Genomic DNA, 19,685 nt, shown 5'->3' on the forward strand with positions numbered 1-19,685 from the left:
ATGTGATCAGCGCTGGGCGCGTCGCAGCGAGGCGATCATTCCGCCGCGACCGGGGCCATCCGCGCGCGCGCCTGCCCGAGCGGCTGAAGTTCGGAGCGGTGCATCCACACCAGTTCCTTGTACCCGAGCGGTCGGCCGTCGTGCGCGGTGATCGTCACCGGCCCGATCGGCTGTTCGTCGCGCGTATCGACGAGCACCGGGGTCGACGGCACGCCCGCGCCCCATTTTTCGCCCCACTGGCGCAGCGCGATCATCGCCGGGAGCAGCTCGACACCCTTTTCGGTGAGTTCGTAGCGCACCTTGCGCCGGTCCTCGGCCATCACCTCGCGCGCCATGATGCCATGGTCGACGAGCCGCGACAGCCGGTTCGACAGGATGTTGCGCGCAATATTGAGTTCCTGCTGGAACTCCTCGAAATGATGAACGCCATTGAAGGCGGCGCGCAGGATCATGAACGACCATCGCTCGCCCATCGCCTCGAGCGCGAGCGGCAGGGCGCAATTGTCCCCGTAAAGAATGTTCAGCGGTTCGCGTAATTTTCCCATGGGTCGAGCACTATCCGATAATATGCGTCAGCGCCAAAAAAAATTACGGCGCTGGCAAGCTTGCCCTAAAGGAAATGGCGCGGCGCCGGCGATCTGCAACCCCTGCTGTGCGCCGAGCTCTGCGGCGGGACCACGCGTCAGGAGAACCGCATCGCCTCCAACCGTTCTTCGAGGATGCGAAGCTGGTGCGCCCGTTCGAGAGCGGCGGGAACCGCCGTCTTGCTTGCCATGCCGTCGGCAGCGAGGCGCGCGAGGAAATCGGCGATCGCGTCTTCCTGCGTCGTCGCGATACCCAGTTCATAACCGGCGATGACCTTGCCCGAATCCGATCCCGGGTTCGCCAGCGCGATGATCGGACGGCCCGAGCCGATATATTCGAACAGCTTGCCGGGCAGCAGCGTGTCTTCCCACGGCGCAGTACCGACGACGAGGATCAGGGCGTCGGCGTGGCATTGCGCGTTAAGGGCCTGAGCGCGCGGTACCCGGCCGCGATCGACGATGTCGATGCCGGGGAAGTCGGCGGCGAGCTGAGCGACGATCTCGGGCTCCGAGCCATAGAAGTCGATGCCGACCGGCGATCCCAGCCTTTGCGCGGCGCGCAGCAACGGCGTCACGTCGCGCCGTTCGCCATATAATATGCCGGTGTAGACGAGACGCAGACGGGCGGGGTCGCGGCGGTAGCGATCGCAATCCTCGATGCCCGCATCGACCCCGTTCATCACCGTGAGAACCTTGTCCGCCAGCGCGGGATAGGTCGCCCGGTAATAATCGCTCATCCCCTCGCTCACCGCGACGACCAGATCCGCCAAGGCAAGCATCTGGCGTTCATAGCTGCTGTCGAGCGACTGATAGAAGGGCGCCGTCAACTTGTAGGGATTGCGAGCCCAGATGTCGCGATTGTCGGCGACGAACAGCGCACCGCATTGCCGCGCGGTATCGCGGGCGGCGGCATGGACCGAAAAGGGCAGCGCGGTCGACAACACGACATCAGGCGCCGGGAGATTACTGAGAAGGTCGCGAGCCCGCCGCTTCATCGCCTGCGCGACCGGACGGATATGGTCGGGCCACGAGAGCAGGCGCAGCGCCGTACTGAGCCGATGCGCGATACTGCCCCGGCCCGGCTTGAAACTCGACGAGCGGGTCAGCCAGCTATCGGGCACATAATGGACGTCGAAACCCGAAAGGTCAGTAACGAAGGTCTGCGGAACCGCCTCCGAGGCGCCGGCGATGACCGTGACCTGCCAGCCGCGCGCGGTGAAATAACGCGCCATCGCGACGGCGCGCGACGAGCCGACTTCATTGACCGGGGGAAACCAGTAGCTGAAGATCCAGAGACGCTTCGCGGCGGGAGATTGCTCCGCAACCGATGACGTCGAATCAAGAATATGGGTCCCCATCGTGCCGGTCCTAGTGTGCAGGGCCGGTGCTTCCAACCGCCTTTACCAAGTTGCGGGAGGTTTGTGAGGATGTGCAAGTCATTTTCGCATTGCAATTGCTGCGTCTGGGACGACATTGGAACAGATGCTGAGGCAATATGAACTCGTCGAGCGCGTGCGCGCCTATGATCCCGACGTCGACGAGGCGTTGCTCAACCGCGCTTATGTCTTCACCGTCCAGAAGCATGGCAGCCAGAAACGTGCGTCGGGCGACCCCTATTTCAGCCATCCGGTTGAAGTCGCGGGAATTTTGACCGATCTGCACCTCGACAGCGAGACGATCGTCACGGCACTGCTCCACGACACGCTCGAAGACACGCTGACGACGCCCGAGGAGATCGAGCGCCTGTTCGGGCGCGATGTCGGCCGGCTGGTCGACGGCGTGACGAAATTGAGCAAGATCGAGGCGCAGACCGAGAATGAGCGCGCCGCCGAAAACCTGCGCAAGTTCCTGCTTGCGATGTCGGACGACATCCGGGTGCTGCTCGTCAAGCTCGCCGACCGGCTGCACAACATGCGGACGCTCCATTTCATCCAGAGCCCCGAAAAGCGCCGCCGCATTGCCAAGGAGACGATGGATATCTATGCGCCGCTCGCCGAGCGGATCGGCATGTACGAATATATGCGCGAGATGCAGCTCCTTGCGTTCCGCGAGCTCGAGCCCGAGGCCTATGCGACGATCACCGGCCGCCTCGCCAAGCTGACCGCCGGCGGCAAGGACAAGGTCGCCGCGATCAGCCGCGAGTTCAAGGAGTTGCTCGCCAAAAACGGTATCGAGGCCGAGGTGTCGGGGCGCGAGAAGCATCCCTATTCGATCTGGCGCAAGATGCAGGAGCGGCACGTCAGCTTCGAACAGGTCACCGATATCATCGCCTTTCGCGTCATCACCCCGACCGATGCCGATTGCTATGCCGCGCTGGGCCTGTTTCACCGCAAGTGGAAAATGGTCCCCGGCCGGTTCAAGGATTATATCTCGACCCCGAAACGCAACGGCTACAAGTCGCTGCACACGACGATCATGCATCAACAGAATATGCGGATCGAAATCCAGATCCGCAGCCTCGGCATGCACCAGCAGTCCGAATTCGGGCTCGCCGCGCACTGGGCGTACAAGCAGGGTGGCGGCACGCCCGACGGGCAGGCGGGGTGGATTCGCGACCTCATCGAAATCCTCGAACAGACGCACGACCCGGAAGAGTTCCTCGAGAACACCCGGATCGCGATGTACCAGGACCGCATCTTCGCCTTCACCCCGAAGGGCAGCCTGCATCAGTTGCCGAAAGGCGCGACCCCGGTCGATTTCGCCTACGCCGTGCACACCGGCCTCGGTGACCGCACCGTCGGCGCCAAGGTCAACGGCCGCCTCGTGCCGCTGCGCACCCAGCTCGCCAATGGCGACACCGTCGAAATTCTTTCGTCGGACAAGCAGACGCCGCAACCGGCGTGGCTCGGCTTTGCGGTCACCGGCAAGGCGCGCGCGGCGATCCGCCGTCACGTCCGCTCGAAGGAAAAGGTCGAACTCGCCGCGCTGGGCCGCAAGATGTACGACGAGATCGTCGCGCGCCTGCCGAACAAGGTCGGCGACAAGGCGCGCGCCGCAGCGCTGACCCGCCTGAAGCTCGAAAGCGACAGCGCACTTTATGTAGCGATCGCCAAACAGAGGCTGACCGATAATGCGGTGCTCGAGGCGCTGGTCCCCGGCATCACCGCCGAGATGAAGAGCAAGCCCGGCAAGCTCGCGCAGGGCGCCGCAGTATCGATCGCCGGGCTCACACCGGGCGTCGCCTACCAGCTCGCCGATTGCTGCCACCCCGTCCCCGGCGACCGTATCGTCGGTCTCGCGCGGCCGGGCGAAGGGATCGAGGTCCATGTCATCGACTGCCCCAGCCTTGCCGACGGGGTCGATGCCGACTGGATCGACCTCCGCTGGCAGGAGGATAGCGAGGGCGGCAATGCGCGGCTGTGCGTCGTCATCCTCAACGAACCCGGCACGCTCGCCGAAATGTCGGGCATCCTCGCCGCCAATATGGCGAACATCACCAATTTGCGCCTGTCGAACCGCGAGGGCGGTTTCCACACCTACGACGTTGTCGTCGAGGTGCGCGACGTCCACCATGTCATGCGGATCCTGTCGGCCCTGCGCGCGTCGGACAATGTCGTGCAGGCCGAACGGCTCTAGCTCATCGCCCTTACGAGCGGTGCTTCTCTTCTTGCAATGACTACGAACTAGTTCGGATAGGCCAGCGGCGGCCGCCAGCCGCTCTGATCGACTGCGTCGCGGACCTTGTAGACGATCCCCTTGCTGTTCAGGAACAGCTTCTCCATCTCGCCGCGCGTGAAGGGCCGCGATCCGACGCGGCCGAACACCGCCATCTGCCCGCCTGTCTCGTCGACCGCGCGGTCGCGGTCGAGGCCCTTCGACAGCGCAAGCGCCGGCGACGGCGTTTTCGCCCAGGCGATCAGTTCGGGGGTCGGTTTCGGCGAGAAACCGTAGAGACCCGGATTGTCGGGGCTGGTGAGCTGGAGCACCTTGATACCGTTGCGGCCGTCGGCGACATAGGCAAAGAGCGAGGCGTTGGTCGATCCGACGATCACATCCTCGGCATCGTTCAGCGCCCCCCCGAAATTGAGCCCCGGCCAGACGAGCGGCGCCGCCGGCCGCGTCACGTCGACGATAACGAGGCCATCCGCCTTCGCCGCGACATACATATAAGTGCGCGCGACGTAGACTTTCCGCGCATTGGCGAGCCGCACCGTGCCTGATGGCACCGCGACCGGCTGCGCAAGGTTGGTGACGTCGAACAGCTTCACCCCCTCGCCGTCGGTCACCCAGAGGTAGCGGAACTGCACCGCGCTGGCGCGTGCGTCGGTCAGCGGCAATTGCGCCGTCACCTTCGGCTGGAGCGGGGTGGTGAGGTCGAGCACGACGAGCCCCGCGTCGGTGGTGACGTAAGCGAAGCTGCCCGCGAGCGTCACATGCCGCGCCCCCGCCAGCACATTGCCTTCATTCCAGGTCAGCGCGCGGGTGAATTTGTTGTTGCGGAATTCGCCGTCGGCGAGCGTGTCGATATCGACGAGCACCAGTCCCTCCACGCTGTCGGTGATCACCGCATAGCGATAGATGTCGTGCATCTTCTGCTCATGGTTCTCGGGGAAATTCTTCACGATATTTTCGTTGCGCGACACGCTGACCGGCTGCGTCGTCGCGAGCGCCATGCAGGTCGCATTCTTCGTCTTCACATGCGTGTCGTGGCCGAGCGGCGAGAAGGGCGCGCGGACGATGCGTTCGGAGAAGCCCTTGTTGCCGATCGAAGCGACGTCATAGACGCGGAAACCGCCCTTGCCCTCCGCGACGAACATATATTCGCCGCGTTGCTGCAAGCAGTTCACCCGTCCGCTGGTGCCCTGGACGATATTGGCAAACTCTTCGAGCGCGTGCGTTTCGCCCGAGCCCTTTTTGTCGAAGGTCTTGCCGCGCACCCAGTTCTTGAGCTCGCGGCCGTTCTGTTCGACGTGCAGTTTCCAGTAATCGGGATAGGCATATTTCTGGAGATAGCTGCCGATCACCGCCTGCGGCTCGTCCCATTCGGTAACGCGCGTCGCCTGGAAGCCGCCCTCGAGTCCCGACCAGACGTTGAGCCCGACGAAATTGACGAAATTGGTGCCGAGCAGGTTGAGCTGCGCCATGATCGCATTGTTGTCGTCGGCCGCCGACAAATGGCAGTCGGTGCATTGCTTGGTTTCAGAGCGGCGCACTGTGTGCGGGAAATGCGGTGCGAAGGCCTGGCTCGAATAGCCCGCCGAGCTGATCGGCGGCTGCTGCACATAGATGCGCTCGCGGTTGATATTGGTCGATGACAGGACAAGCGCCGATGTCGATCGCACCGGGGTGATGATCCCGCGCACCTCGCCGTTCGGGCCGGGTTCGCCCGGCTTGGTGAGCTGGTGCCGGCCAAGCTGGAACATTTCGTCGCGCGCCACCTGCGGATTATAAGTGGCGAAGTTGCGCGTCTCCTCGCCCTCGAAATGGTGCATCTTGGTCTTCCAATTTGCCTCGATCGGCAAATGGCAGCCACCGCAGCTCGTCGTCCACGACAGGTGGCAGGTGAAGCAGGTCATCTTGTCGTCGCCGTGCGCACGATCCTCCTTCGCCACCCCGGGACCCCAGGCGAAACTTCCGTCGTCGGCGCCCGAACGGGCCATCAGCTTGGCGCGCGCCGCCTTGGCGTTGAAATGCGGCCCCGGTGTCACCGCCTGCTTGACGAGGCTGACCTGCCATTCGAGCTTGGGGTCGACAATCGAACGCTGGATCAGCCCGACCACCTCGGCATTGTCGTCATATTGGAATTCGAAGCGCCGCCGCCCGTCGGGGTTGCGCAGCAGCGCGAGGTTGGTGCCCTGCGGCCGCGCCGCGACGTTCGAGGTCAAGAGGTTGGGCAGCGCGTCGGCGGTGCCGTGGCAGTCCTTGCAGCTTATCTCTACCGCATTCGCGACTTCGCCCTGGATATAACCATTGCCATGGCTGTCCTGCGCGAAGTGGCAGTCGGCGCATTGCATGCCCTTTTCGGCGTGGATGTCCATCATATGGACCGCCTTGCCGGGGTTGATGCCGGGCGGCACGAACTTGCCCTCGACCCCCGGTTTGCCGGGATCGGCGCTCATCAGGCAGAGGTCGCGCTGCTTCGGATCGCTGTAATGGCTACAGCTCTTGCGCCATTTCTCGGGATCCTTGGGATCGACGATGTTCGCGGTGTCAGTGCCATAGGTCGACATATTGCCGTCGGCGGTCAGCAGATTGCCGTTGCGGTCGCGCTTGAAGATGCCGCGGAAATTCCAGCCATGGCCGTGATAGTCGGCGAACTGCGTATCCTTGTTGCTGTCGTTGACGTCATAGACGTCGCGCAGGAACTCGACATCGGCCCACAGGCCGCGCGCTGCCGCCGCCTCGGGATTGCGTTCGAGCACCTTGTGCACCTCGGCGGCGGTCGGATAGCGCTGCTGCTTGTATTTCTTCTGATATTCCTCGTCGCTCATCCCCGGCGGGCGCGGCGCGGTGTTGTCGGGCCCCGGCCACATCTGCGGCGCGTCCGATTCATAATCCCACATCGTGTAGCCGAGGTAGGAGTTCAGGAAGATGTTCGGCTGGTGCATGTGGCAGCTCATGCACTGCGAGGTCGGGATCGCACGGGTGAACGCATGGCTGATCGGATGCCCCGATTCGCCGCGTGCGGGCGAGCCGGGGCGTGCCGGCACCTCGGGATCGGCGGGGTCGATCAGCGAACCATGGCCGCCGCCGGCCTGATGGCCATCGTCGGTGCCATGAGCGTCGCCGCCATGCCCGTCACCGGCTTTCCGCTTCTTTTCCGATATCGTCGGGTCGACCGTCGCCGTCTCGCCATCGCGGCCGAACTTCGCATAGGTCAGGCTGTGCCGCGGCTCGCGGTCGTTGGCGTAGATGACGTGGCAGCCCGAACAGCCCGAATGGCGATAATCGCCGGACTGGTCGTTCGTCCCCATGAACCACATCAGCGGATCGTTGAGGCGCGTCTTGTGGATGTTGAGCACCGGGATCGAGACGCGCAGGCCGGTGCCGGGGCCGCGGTTCGACTGCTTGAGGTCGGGGCGTCCCGGTTCCTCGAGCCGCTGGATGCTGCCCGTCGGGTTCGGCAGGCCGATCTCGGGGAATTGCGTATTGATGTTGCGCCCGCCGCGCTCGAAGACGCGGAAGACGTCGCCCGGCGGAATGACGCTCCAGCGCGGCAGCGGATACATCTTCGCCAGCGCGCCGCGCTTCTTCTCGTCCTCGGTCAATATCTTGTCGGACGGGAAGCCCGGTTTGCACGCCTCCTTATATTCCTCGGCGGTCAGCCGCGACGATGGCGACAGGATACATGCCGATTCGCCGGTGCGCGTATAGGCCTCGCCGAAAATGTAATTCTTGTAGGGGACGATGCCGTTGTTATACGCTGCGCCGCCCCACAGCATCGCGCCGGTCGACATCATCGAGCGCTCGGTCGCCTCGATCACCTCGAGGTGGCACGCCCCGCACGCCTCGCGCGCGACGCGATAGTCGCTGGGGTTCACGAAACGGATGAACTCGGGCGATTCCTTGTTGAGCAGCGTATAGCTCCGCTCGGGGTTCGCCGAACTGTCGTGCCAGGCGCCGGGCAGCGTCGGCTGCGGGTGCGCCAACTTCATCGCCGCGAGATTATAGGGATTTTTATAGCCGAGTTCGGGCTTGCCGAAGGCGGCGGGGGTCGTCGCGTCGCCGCCGTGGCAGTCGGTGCAGCCGAGCCGCACCGCGGGCGTCGTATGCATCGACGGCTGGTCGGTGCGCGTGTGGCAACTATAGCAACCCTCCGACTTCGCCGCGACATCGGCTTCGGTCTGCTCACGCGGCGCGGGCGGGGTGAAGCGATATTCGATCTTGAGCGGCTTTTCCTCTTCGGAGGCGCGCACGATGCTGGCGCCGAAGGCCAGCGTCATCAGCGCGAAGGCGAGGAAAGCGAAGAGTTTGCGCGCCACCATCTAGAAACTCACGATCACATTGGCGAGGATCGACAGATAGGCGTCGTCGCGCTGTTTGTTTTCGAACAGGTCCTTGAACCCCTTGCCGGGCAGCAGCACCGCCGCGCTCAAGCGCCCGACGATATTCTGCGTCGCCTTCGGGCGCCAGATCGCCGCCAGCGACAGATCCCAGCCGATATCCTTCGGAATCGAACCCTCGCTGCGCAGCACCTGCAACGACGACGTATTCTCGAACCACAAATGATTGAGGTTGGTGCTGAGGCGAAACTCCGGCGTCAGGTCGAAATCGGCCCCCGCGCCGAGGAAGATGGTACCCGGGTTGTTGAAGTTCGACTGCCCCTCTTCCTTCGACGAGCGCAGCGAGTTCAAAATGCCGTTGCGCCCGTTGATCGAGATGACGCGCCCGCCGCCCGCAAAGGGGATCGTCTGGCGGATCCAGTAGCTGGTGTCGGCGCCGCCGAAGATCGGGTTTTCGAAGATCGCGTCGAAGCCGCCCTCGGTGTTGTTATAGGGGTCGCCGTCGCCGGTCGCATAGAGCCCCGACAGGCGGAAACGCATCCAGTCGTGGTCGTAGCTGAGCTCGACCGCGCCGAAGCCGGCGCGGATTTCGGCGGGCTTGCTGGTGAAGAAGCTGTTCCGGTCCTCGCCAAGCGCGGCGTAGAAGCTCGCGGTCAGGTTGATCCGCCCGATCCGCCCGTCGGCGCTATAGCCGAGATAGACGACGTCATATTCGCGCCCGCGCAGGTCGCCGAGCAGCGCAGGCCGCACCGGAAAACCATTATGGTCGATGTGGATATCGTTCTTTTCGCGGTTCATATTGTAGGTCACGCTGACCTGGCTGGTCAGCCCGACGAACGGGAAATCCTGGCGATAGAGATTGCCGGTGAAGATGAAATCGTCGCGCGGCGTCTGGGTGATATCGTTAAGACCGCTGTTCGTATCCTTCTCGAGTCGCCAGAAAGCGGCGAGATTATATTGGAAGCGGTTGTTGTCGCGGTTGCCGAACAGCCGGATACCGAGCTGGCTGTCGTTGAACAGGAAGCCGCGGAAATCACTCTGGAACGGCTGGATGCCGAGCCGGATCGAATAAAAATCATAGCGGTCGGACGTGTTGCCGAGATGCTTGTCGATGAACGCTTCCTGCACCCCGATGAAATGATCGAAACGGTGGCTGGCCTTCGACGGGCGCACGTCGAGCACGCGCCGTTCGGGCACGTCGACATAATTGGCCTGATAGGCAAGCGTCAGGCGATATTCGACATCGGGCGGCTTGAACGCCGTCGACCCTTTGATCAGCGCGAAACCCGCGATGAAGGTCTGCGCCGCGACGAAGCTGCGGTTCTTGCCGAACACATCGAGGCTGCCCGGCCGCTCGGTGGTCTGGACGCCATTCGGGATCGGGAAGGTGCGCGGTTCGAACACCGAGTCCGAAACGAGGTTGGCGACGAAGAACCAATCGTCGCCCTTGATCGGCAGCCATGGCACCTTGCTGCGATCGATCGCGCGGTCGCCCTTCAGCACATTTTGATGATAGGGGTCGAACCAGCGTTCCTTGACCACCCCCAGCGTTTCGATCAGCCGCCAGCGGTCGGGGACCGGAAGCTGGTCCTCGATCCCCGGAAAGGCTTCGGGTGGCGGCGGCCGCAGTGCGCCGACATTATCCTGCGTCAACTGGTCGGGCAGGTCGGGGGTGTAGCCGGGGCGGCGGCGGCCTTCGATGATCTGGGTGACGAGGTCGTCGTCCATCATCTCTTTCCAGTCGACCGGCGGCGGCGGCGGGGTCAGTTCGTCGAGCGCAGGCTCTTCAGCAGCAGGCGGCGGCGCGGGTTCGGCCGCAGCCTCCGGCGCGCCCTGCGCCGCAAGGCTCGCAATGATCGGCCAAAGGCTGCCCCCCGCCATCATCGTCTATAGCCCGTCGCAGACATTTTGCTGCGCCGTGTCGAGGAAGGGCGCGAAAGGACAACTGATATAGCGCAGCCGCACCCCGGCACCGACATTGACGACGATCGTGTCGGCGCGGATCGCTTTCGGCGCGTTGCCGATGCCACCGACCCGTGCGCCACCGTTATGCGTGCCCAAAAAGCTGATCATGTCATCCTGGTCGATGCCGTCGCCCGACACCCCGATCGCACCGACAAGGCGGTCGCCGCGATAGATGGGGACCGAGCCGGGAAAGATCTGGATGCCGTTCTGAAGCCGGTTCTGACCGGCCGCGACGTCGGGCAGCGTCGTGCAACGCTGCGGCGTGTCGGTCGCGCTGCTGCCGCCCACAAAACCCAGATGCGCGCCGAGATTGCTGATGATCAGCGCCGATTGCAGCCCGGTCGAGAAGGGATTGAACTGCTGGATCGGGCGCGACAGCGGCCCGTGCGGCCGCCCGACTTCGCCGTCGGGGAAATAGGGCCGCGACAGATTGCCGCCCGAACGGTCGGCGAAGGCGATCTTGCCGGTGAGCGCAGTCGAATCACCCAGGAAAGTCCGCGTCGCCGGCACGAACTGGCGGACATCGGCGCTCGCATTGGCGCTGAGTTCGGCGCCCGCCTGCGCGCCCGAGAAGAAGGCGGCGGTACGCGCCTTCTGCAGGCTGACATCGGTGCCAAAGATCGGCGCATCGGGCGAGCGGACGATCCCGAGCACCGAACCATGCGTGTCGACGATGCTGATCGTCACCTGCGCGCGGCTGTCGAGCGGGCGGCGGATCTGCGCGCGCGCGCGGCTCATCACCGCAAAGGCTTCCTCGAGCACCGCGCGCGTCTCGGCGGCGGTCAGCGGCGCACTGTTCGACGCGCCGTCGGTTCCGGCGCGGATCGGGTAGCGGTTGGTGCCGCTGCCGTTGGTCAGCACAAAGGCGTCGCGGTTCGAGAATTCGGCGCTGGTCGAGGCGCGGATCCCCGACGCCTCGCTGCCATAGGCGGTTCCCGCGATCACTGCGGCATTGGCATAGCCGGTGACCGCGACAAGGCTGCCTGCGCTGCCGTTGATGCTCGCAAAGCTTGTCCCGCCGCCGCTCATCACCCCCGCAAAGGTCGCGTCGGAGAAGCGCAGGCTCGTCCCGTCGACGGTGATCTTGTCGGCGGTGATGCTCGCGGGCGCCTCGAACCCGCGCGTCCCGGCGAGCGCGATGAACTCCTCAGGGTCGGCGTCGATATCGAGCGTGTCGGTGTCGATGCCGTAATCGCCGTCGCCCATCACCCCGATGCCGCCGACGAGCACGCCGTTCTTGTACAGCGGCAGCCCGCCCGGATCGGCGGCGAGCCCGAGCGGCGAGCGCTTCGGCCCGATCAGCGCCGCCGAACCCGCGGCGCCGAAACGGCTGCTCAAATCGCTGCACGGGAGCTGGCTGAACTGCACCCCGAACAAGGGCCCGCTCTCCAGTCCGACAGTGGTCGGTGCCGGCGGGAAATGCTCCTGGACGATCTGGCTGGCGGTGCGGGTCGAAAAGGCGTTGCCGCCGCTCGACAGATAGGCGCCGGTCACCGCCTTGGCGATTGCCCCGGCCGCCGCGGGAAAGGGCACATTCTGCGCGTCGATATTGGCGCCGTTCGGCGCCGCGGCGGTCGTCGCGGTGGCGCGCGCGCCGTTCATGCGGAACACCGCGAGGACGTTGCCGACGCGGTCGGTCACCGCGATCACCGACGGCAAGCCGCGAGCCTGCGCCTCGGCAACGGCATTGGCCAGGATCTGCTGGACCTCGGTCACGCTCAGCGATTGCGCGGCGGGCGGGGTATAGAGGCCGCCCGGCGTCGGGGTCGGTGTGGGGGTCGGCGTCGGCGTGGGAGTAGGCGTCGGCGTGCCGCCGCCCCCGCCACCGCCGCAAGAGGTCAGGAGGAGCGCGCCGATGGCCGCGAAGGTCGCCGAGCGGAACAGAGAGGACCGGGTTTTCATATCGTTAGCGCAAAGCCCTGATCGAGCGGACCGCGCTGCCGAGCGCGGTCTGGAAGTCGGTGGGTTTATAGGCGTTGGGGTCCTTGACCGCGGTATAGGCACGATCGATGTCGCCGCGGATGCCGGCGGCCGCGCCGACGGTCACGCGCCCCGACGACACCATCGCATTGAGCAACGTGTCCACCCCCATCACCGCCTGCTGCGAACCCGAATAGTCGGTGAAACGGTAGTTGATCGCCTTCGCCGAGATCGCATCGACCATCGCAAAGGCATCGGCGCCCGAAAAGCCGCGCGACGCAAAGGCGCTCTTGAGCGCCGCGACCGTCTGCGACAGCTCCGCTGCGGCCTTGACCGCGCTTGCGCGGTCGGTGGCCATCGCCTTGTGGAACGCCGCGGTGCGCGCCGCGAGCTGGTCCGCGAGCGCCGGCGAGGCGAGCCGCGCCGCGGCGGCGAGCATGATAAGATTCTCGTCATTATAGGGCGGCATGCCTTCGGGAATGTTGCGCCCGGGGTTGCCGAGGCTCGTCTTCACCGGCTTCGCCTGATCGAAGATGCGGCGATGGCAGCTATGGCAATCGAGGAAATAAAATTCGGGGAACATGCCCTCGGTCCCGCGCCGCGACTGGAACAGCGACAGGCTGCGTTCGATCGCGGTCGCCTGCCCGACCGCCCACATCTGGACATGGTCGGTCCGCCCCGCCGGGGCGCCGAACTTGCGCCAGCCGTAATCGGCATCCTCCTGATGATGCGCCTGTAGCGACGAGAAGAGGTCGAGTTCGAAGCTGATCCGCGGATGCCCCGCCGCCATGATGCGATGGGTAACGAACTGGCCCTCGCCGGCCGAACCGAAATGGCAATCGACGCAGACCCCCGCGCGGACCACCGGGTCTTCGAGCTTTTTCAGCCCCGCCGACAGGTTGGCGAGATGCTTCTGGCGCATTTCGGCGTCGGGATCGGCGTTGGTGCCGACCCCGGCATAATGGCTCGCGATCCACCCGCCGGCGGGGCCGTGGCACGATTCGCAGCCGACGCCGTCCTCGAGCGGCACCGTGCCGCGCATCGCGCCGCCCGCCGCGTCGATCGCGCCCTTGGTGCTGTGGCAGCCGAGGCACATCGGCGCCGTCGCCGCGTCGCCGATGCCGAGATTTTGCGCGATGAACCGGCTGCGGCTGTTGCTGAGCACCGCCCAGGCGCGGCTGTGGGCGCCGCCGGGGGTCGATGGCTCCTGCCATTTCATCAGCTCGTCCTGGCGAACGACGACCCCGTCGCCTTCCATCCGGCCGTGGCAGGTCGATCCGGCGCACGAGGCGACGCCGGTATAGCGAGCGCCGCTTTCGCCCTGTGAACGCGCGGGCGGCGCGGCGACGACAGCGGCGAGCGCCAGCACGAACAGCATCGACGCGAGGGCGGCAAATGCCGCCCAAGGCCGATCGCCGCGCCCTGAACCCGCGTTCGTCGTCATCCGCAGTCCCCTTTTACCCCGGCCCGGCGCTTTTGCGCCTTGGCCCCTGATCTCACTAGCCTAAACCACCCCGAATGCCAGCATCGCATCGGCGACTTTCTTGAAGCCAGCGATATTGGCGCCTTTCACATAGTCAACATAACCGTTGCCCTGATCACCATAGGTCAGGCAGCGCGTGTGGATGCCGTCCATGATATCCTTGAGCATCTGCTGCAGTTCGGCTTCGCTCCAGCTCCGGCGGCCGCTGTTCTGGCTCATTTCCAGCCCCGAAACCGCGACGCCGCCGGCATTGGCCGCCTTGCCCGGCGCGAACATGATCTTCGCGTCCTTGAAGATGTGCACGCCGTCGAGATTGGTCGGCATGTTGGCGCCCTCGCTGACCGCGATACAGCCGTTCGCGACCAGCGCCTTCGCATCCTCGCCAAGCAACTCGTTCTGCGTCGCGCACGGCAGCGCGACGTCGCACTTCACCCCCCACGGCGTCTTGCCCGCGGTGAAGGTCGCGCCCTTGAACTCGTCGCAATATTCCTCGATCCGGCCGCGGCGGTGCGTCTTGTGCGTCTTCACCCAGTCGATCTTTTCCTGCGTGATGCCGTCGGGATCGTGGATGAAACCGCCCGAATCCGACAGGGTCAGCACCTTGCCGCCCAACTGGACGATCTTTTCGGCCGCATGCGTCGCGACATTGCCCGAGCCCGAAATGACCGCGGTCTTGCCGACCAAATCCTGCCCCTTCGCGGCGAGCATGTTGGCGAGGAAATAGACCGCGCCATAACCCGTCGCCTCGGTACGGATCAGCGAGCCGCCCCATTCGAGGCCCTTGCCGGTGAGCACCCCGGTAAATTCGTTGGTGATCCGCTTATACTGGCCGAACATGAAGCCGATCTCGCGCCCGCCGACCCCGATGTCGCCCGCGGGCACGTCGATGTCGGCGCCGATGTGGCGATAGAGCTCGGTCATGAAGCTCTGGCAGAAGCGCATGATCTCGCGCACGCTCTTGCCCTTGGGGTTGAAGTTCGACCCGCCCTTGCCGCCGCCCATCGGCAGCCCGGTCAGCGCATTTTTGAACGTCTGTTCGAAGGCGAGGAACTTGAGCACGCTTTCGGTGACCGACGGGTGAAAGCGGATGCCGCCCTTGTACGGGCCGATGGCATTGTTGTTCTGCACCCGCCAGCCGCGCTGGACACGGATATTGCCGTTATCGTCTTCCCAGCAGACGCGGAAAGAAACGACCCGGTCGGGCTCGGCGATGCGCCGCAAGATCTGCTGCGCGTGATATTCTTCCTTGTCCTTGATGAAATCGAAGATGTCCTCGGCGACTTCCTGCACCGCTTGCGCAAACTCGGGCTGCCCCGGGTTGCGCTTTTTCACACCCTCCATGAACGTCGGAAAATCGACGTGATCCGATACTGCCATGCACCCCTCCCCTGATGACTGGAAAGCCGGTGCGACCCCGTTAACGATTTAGTCGTTGACCGACCTTGCCCGATCAAGGCTACACCATCGCGAAGCAAAGGCAATATGACGGCGCGCACGGACGATATTTTTTCGGCGGCGCACAAGAGGGGCAAAAATGAGCGAGAGCAACAAGATGACCGGCGGCATCACGCGCACCAACCGGGCGATCCTGGCCGCCGCCTTCGTCCTGCTGGCGGGGGCGATCGGTTATGCGGTGTGGCGCGATTCCGCGCCAGCGGCGCCCGGTGCGGTCGCCGAAGCCGCCGCCGCGCCGTCCGACCAGCTCGCCGCGCTCGAGGCGCGAACGCAGCGCGAACCGAACAGCTCCGAGGCCTGGACCGCGCTCGGCGCGGCGCGATTCGACCTCTCCGATTTTGCGGGGGCGGCCGCTGCCTATGAGAAAGCGGTCGGGATTTCGCCCGAATCGGCGGGGCTCTGGTCGGCGCTCGGCGAGGCGCGCGTGATGGCGAGCGACCGCGACCCGATGCCGCCGCAGGCGCTGACGGCGTTCGAAAAGGCGATCGCACTCGACGCCAAGGATCCGCGCGCGCGCTATTTCATGGCGGTGAAGAAGGACATCGGCGGCGATCACAAGGGCGCGATCGACGACTGGTTCGCGCTGCTCGCCGACACGCCGCAGGGCGCACCGTGGGAGGCCGACCTGCGCCGCACGATCGAACAGGTCGGCGCGATCCACAAGATCGACGTCGCCACCCGGCTGACCAATACGCAGGCGCGGCCGCTGACCGCCAACGAAATGCCGGTCGCCGCGCGCGCGATCCCCGGCCCGAGCCGCGCCGACATGGAAGCCGCATCGCAGCTTCCCAAGGGTCAGCAGGACCAGATGATCGAGGGCATGGTGAGCGGGCTCGAAGCCAAGCTGAAGGCCAATCCCGCCGACGTCGACCGCTGGATCATGCTGATGCGCAGCCGGATGACGCTCGGCGAAACCGCGAAGGCGGCACAGGCGCTGAAGGACGGCATCGCCGCCAATCCAGCGGCGGCGGGACGCCTGAAAGCGCAGGCCCAGTTGCTCGGCGTGCCCGGCGCGTGATTTGCGCGTTGGCCCACGACCGGGAAACAGATATACAGCTCCCGTTGCTGCGGGGGGAACCATAACAAAGGGTCGCCGCGGCACAAAGCCGCGGGACGCTTTCGGACGTATTGCCCGGGACAGCCGTCCACTCTGTATCGGGCCTCGTGGTCTTGCTATCCCACCGGACAACCGGCGGATGCTATCCAGCCATCAGCGCCGCATTGCCGCCTGCGGCGGTGACATCGGTGCTGATCGTCTTTTCCTCGGCGAAACGGTGCAGATAATGCGGCCCGCCCGCCTTCGGCCCCGTCCCCGACAGCCCGCGGCCGCCGAAGGGCTGCGAGCCGACGATGGCGCCGATCTGGTTGCGGTTGACATAGACGTTGCCGACCTGCGCGCGCGCCGCGACATGCGCCGCCACCCCGTCGATGCGCGTGTGGACGCCCAAGGTCAGGCCATAGCCCGAGGCGTTGATCGCATCGATCAGCTGATCGAGCTCGCCGCCTTTCCATGTCGCAACGTGGAGCACCGGCCCGAAAATCTCGCGCTTCAGGTCGGCGACATGGTCGAGCCGGATCAGCACCGGCGGCACGAAATGGCCGTCGGCGGGCAGATTCGTCCGCCCCGCCTCGGCGATGACGCGCCCCGCCGCGCGCGCTTCCGCGACATAGGCGGCGATATTCGCCTGCGCCTCGTCGTCGATGATCGGGCCGACGTCGGTGGCGAGCAGCGCCGGGTCGCCGACATTGAGTTCGGCCATCGCGCCCGCGACCATTTCGATCATTCCGTCGGCGACATCCTCCTGCACGCAGAGCAGGCGCAGCGCCGAGCAGCGCTGCCCCGCCGACTGGAAGGCGCTGGCGACGGCGTCGCGCGCGACCTGTTCGGGGAGCGCGGTCGAATCGACGATCATCGCATTGGCGCCGCCGGTTTCGGCGATCAGCGTCGCGATCGGCCCGTCGCGCATCGCCAGCCCGCGATTGATCGCGCGCGCAACCTCAGTCGAGCCGGTAAAGGCGACGCCAATGATATCGGCATGGCCGGTCAGCGCGACCCCGACGGTCTCGCCGCGGCCGGGCAGGAACGCGAGCACATCGCCGGGAATGCCCGCTTCGAGCAGCAGTTCCACCGCCGCATGGGCGATCAGCGGCGTCTGCTCGGCGGGTTTGGCCAGCACGGCGTTGCCCGCCGCGAGCGCCGCCGACACCTGCCCGAGGAAGATGGCGAGCGGGAAGTTCCACGGGCTGATGCAGGTAAAGATGCCCTTGCCTTCGAGGATCAGTTCGTTGCGCTCGCCGGTCGGCCCTGGGAGCGCGACGGGGTAAGTGAAATCGGCACGCGCCTGCCCCGCATAATAGCGCAGGAAGTCGATTGCCTCGCGCACCTCGGCGATCGCATCGACGAGCGTCTTGCCCGCTTCGTCGATCGCAAGGCCGAGGAACTGCGCGTCGCGTTCCTCGAGCAGGTCGGCGGCGCGTTCGAGCCGTTCGGCGCGGAAGGCGCCGCCGGCGAGGCTCCAGTCGTCCTGCGCCGCGCGAGCAAGGGCAACCGCGTCGGCGACCGCCGCGGTGTCGGCCTCGATCACCTGTCCGACTGCAGCACCGGTCGCGGGGTTGCGGACTGGTTCGGCCTTGCCGCTGCGCGGGCTGCCGCCGACGATCGGCGCCGCAACGGCATCGCTCCGCCGCGCCTTCGCGATCGCGGCGACCAGCGCCTCGGGCACGCCGGGCTCGCCCAAGTCGTAACCGCGCGAATTGCGGCGGTGGAGCCCGAACAGCTGGAGGCCGGTCGCGATCGTCGATGCCGGCTTGCTCGCGACGCTGCGCGGGTCGACCGCAAGCTGTTCGGCGGTGACGTCGGGATCGGAAAATTGGTGCACGAAGCTGGAGTTCGCGCCATTTTCGAGCAGGCGGCGGACAAGATAAGCCAACAGGTCGCGGTGCGTGCCGACCGGCGCATACACGCGCACCGGGCGCCGCGGCGGGAACAGCGCGACGAGCGCATCATGCGCGCCTTCGCCCATGCCGTGCAGCCGCTGCAGTTCGTAATCGCCGCCCGCAAACAGTTCGGACACAAACGCCAGCGTCATCGCATTGTGGCTGGCAAAAGCCGGATAGATGCAATCCTGACAGTCGCGCAGCAACTGCGCGCAGCGAAGGTAATTGAGATCGGTGTGGAGCTTTTCGGTGAACACCGGGAAATCGCCGAGCCCGAGCGCCTGCGCGCGCTTGATCTCGGTATCCCAATAGGCGCCCTTGACGAGGCGCATCGACAGCTTGACGCCGCGCGCGCGCGCCCTTGCCGCGAGCCAGTCGATCACCGCCGGCGCGCGCTTCTGATAGGCCTGGATGACGATGCCGAGCCCGGTCCAGCCGTCAGCGATTCCGGCGTCGATGAGCGCCGCGAACACGTCCATATGGGGTTCGAGCCGGTCGCTTTCCTCGGCGTCGATCATCAGCGGGATGTTCACCGCACGCGCGGCGCGCGCCAGTTCGATAACGCGCGGGATCAGCTCTTCCTGCACACGCGCCGGCTGCAGATATTCATAGCGCGGGTGGAGCGCCGACAGCTTGATCGAGATGCCGTGATTGGCGTGCGGGTCGCCCGGCTTCGCCGCCTTGCCGATCCGCGCGATCGCACCCGCATAGCTGTCATAATAGCGCGCGGCATCCTCGGCGGTGCGCGCCGCCTCGCCGAGCATGTCGAAACTCGCCAGTTCCGATTTTTCCTTGTCGGCGCGCCTGACCGCCGCGTCGATCGTTTCGCCCATCACGAATTGCTGGCCGAGTAATTTCATCGCGGCGAGCGCCGCCTGACGGATCACCGGCTCGCCCGAGCGGCGGATCATCGACTTCAGCAAGCTCAGCGGATTCGCCTTGCTGCCCATCGCGCCCAGCATCAGCGTCGCCGACCCCAGCGACAGGCCGCGCGCCGATAGCGCGACGATCAGCGGGCTGTCTTCATCGTCGCCCTCGGCCCAGTGCCGCCCCGCGATCTTGTCGCGGATCAGCGCGTTGGCGGTCGCATTGTCGGGTACGCGCAGCAGCGCCTCGGCAAGGCACATCAGCACGACGCCCTCTTCGGTCGACAGGCGATAGCGGTTCATCAACTGCGCGACGAGCGTCTCGCGCTCGCCTTCGTCCTTGGCACGGCGGATGATCGTCAGTCCGCGCTGCGTCACCGCGGCGACACTGGCGGACGATGTCGCCAGCGCGGCGCGCAGATCGGCGACGATATCGGCTTCGGGACGGCGGGCGAGCGTGCGCAGCGCGGCGCGATCGTTGGTCTGGGTCATGGCGCATGATAGCGCATATCGGTCGGTCGATCCGACTTCA

General features: G+C 65.6%; 10 protein-coding genes. 2 read left to right on the top strand and 8 right to left on the bottom strand.

Going from position 1 to position 19,685, the window contains the following annotated elements; translation table 11 throughout:
• Positions 1-35: 35 nt before the first annotated feature.
• Complete coding sequence (locus AN936_RS18570; protein WP_054589377.1) at positions 36-545, bottom strand: winged helix-turn-helix transcriptional regulator; 510 nt, start codon at positions 543-545, stop codon at positions 36-38.
• A gap of 137 nt (positions 546-682) precedes the next feature.
• Positions 683-1,942, bottom strand: a complete 1,260-nt coding sequence (locus AN936_RS18575) for a glycosyltransferase (protein ID WP_054589378.1) — start codon at positions 1,940-1,942, stop codon at positions 683-685.
• Positions 1,943-2,066: 124 nt separating this feature from the next.
• Between AN936_RS18575 and AN936_RS18580 the strand changes: the two genes are divergently transcribed.
• Positions 2,067-4,160, top strand: a complete 2,094-nt coding sequence (locus tag AN936_RS18580; RefSeq protein ID WP_054589379.1) for a RelA/SpoT family protein — start codon at positions 2,067-2,069, stop codon at positions 4,158-4,160.
• 47 nt (positions 4,161-4,207) lie between these two features.
• On the opposite strand, the gene AN936_RS18585 is transcribed toward AN936_RS18580, so the two are convergent.
• The 5 genes from AN936_RS18585 to gdhA are packed head-to-tail and all read right to left on the bottom strand — an operon-like array spanning position 4,208 to position 15,272.
• Complete coding sequence (locus tag AN936_RS18585) at positions 4,208-8,509, bottom strand: hypothetical protein (protein ID WP_420496818.1); 4,302 nt, start codon at positions 8,507-8,509, stop codon at positions 4,208-4,210.
• Positions 8,510-10,411 (bottom strand): hypothetical protein, encoded by a 1,902-nt coding sequence (locus tag AN936_RS18590; protein WP_234715633.1) that lies wholly within the window; start codon positions 10,409-10,411, stop codon positions 8,510-8,512. It abuts the gene before it with no gap.
• 3 nt (positions 10,412-10,414) lie between these two features.
• The gene (locus AN936_RS18595; RefSeq protein WP_054589380.1) at positions 10,415-12,394 is read right to left on the bottom strand and encodes a heme-binding protein; all 1,980 of its coding nucleotides are present in this window, start codon (positions 12,392-12,394) and stop codon (positions 10,415-10,417) included.
• Between the two features lie 4 nt (positions 12,395-12,398).
• The gene (locus AN936_RS18600) at positions 12,399-13,856 is read right to left on the bottom strand and encodes a multiheme c-type cytochrome (protein ID WP_054589381.1); all 1,458 of its coding nucleotides are present in this window, start codon (positions 13,854-13,856) and stop codon (positions 12,399-12,401) included.
• 60 nt (positions 13,857-13,916) lie between these two features.
• The gene (gene gdhA, locus AN936_RS18605; protein WP_054589382.1) at positions 13,917-15,272 is read right to left on the bottom strand and encodes an NADP-specific glutamate dehydrogenase; all 1,356 of its coding nucleotides are present in this window, start codon (positions 15,270-15,272) and stop codon (positions 13,917-13,919) included.
• Positions 15,273-15,429: 157 nt separating this feature from the next.
• Here gdhA and AN936_RS18610 point away from each other — a divergent pair, with 157 nt between their 5' ends.
• On the top strand, positions 15,430-16,368 hold the full coding sequence (locus AN936_RS18610) for a tetratricopeptide repeat protein (protein ID WP_173585674.1): 939 nt from the start codon (positions 15,430-15,432) through the stop codon (positions 16,366-16,368).
• A 181-nt stretch (positions 16,369-16,549) separates the two neighbouring features.
• Here AN936_RS18610 and putA read toward each other — a convergent pair whose 3' ends face one another.
• Positions 16,550-19,645, bottom strand: coding sequence for a bifunctional proline dehydrogenase/L-glutamate gamma-semialdehyde dehydrogenase PutA (putA, locus tag AN936_RS18615; RefSeq protein ID WP_054589383.1), 3,096 nt, complete (start codon positions 19,643-19,645; stop codon positions 16,550-16,552).
• Positions 19,646-19,685 lie beyond the last annotated feature (40 nt).

Source organism: Sphingopyxis macrogoltabida, assembly GCF_001307295.1.
GTDB classification, from domain to species: Bacteria; Pseudomonadota; Alphaproteobacteria; order Sphingomonadales; family Sphingomonadaceae; genus Sphingopyxis; species Sphingopyxis macrogoltabida_B.